We start from the raw sequence: 308 nt of genomic DNA on the forward strand, positions 1-308 counted from the left end.
CAACGAAAGTGCACCGTCTGCCGACTTCACGCTCACCGTCGACACCGTCGCGCCAAATGCACCAGTGCTGGCTGAGACCGATGGCACCACCGTCGCCGGGACCGGTGAAGCGGGCACCACGGTGGAAGTCACGAATGCCAACGATGATGTGGTGGGCACCGCGATCGTCGATTCAGAAGGCAACTTCTCCGTTGAGCTTTCACCGGAGCAAGAAGCTGGCAGCACTCTGACAGCCACGGCAACCGATGCCGCAGGCAACGAAAGTGCTGTCTCCGACACCCTGCTGGTGCCGGAAGATGCCGACGTCA

1 protein-coding gene is annotated in these 308 nt (G+C 61.7%); it reads left to right on the forward strand.

Annotation, left to right across the window (positions count from 1 at the left end):
* A partial coding sequence (locus QD228_RS17030) for an Ig-like domain-containing protein (RefSeq protein ID WP_279876135.1) occupies nt 1-308 on the forward strand: 308 nt, incomplete at both ends.

It is taken from the genome of Cobetia sp. 3AK (assembly GCF_029846335.1).
Classification (GTDB): Bacteria; Pseudomonadota; Gammaproteobacteria; order Pseudomonadales; family Halomonadaceae; genus Cobetia; species Cobetia marina.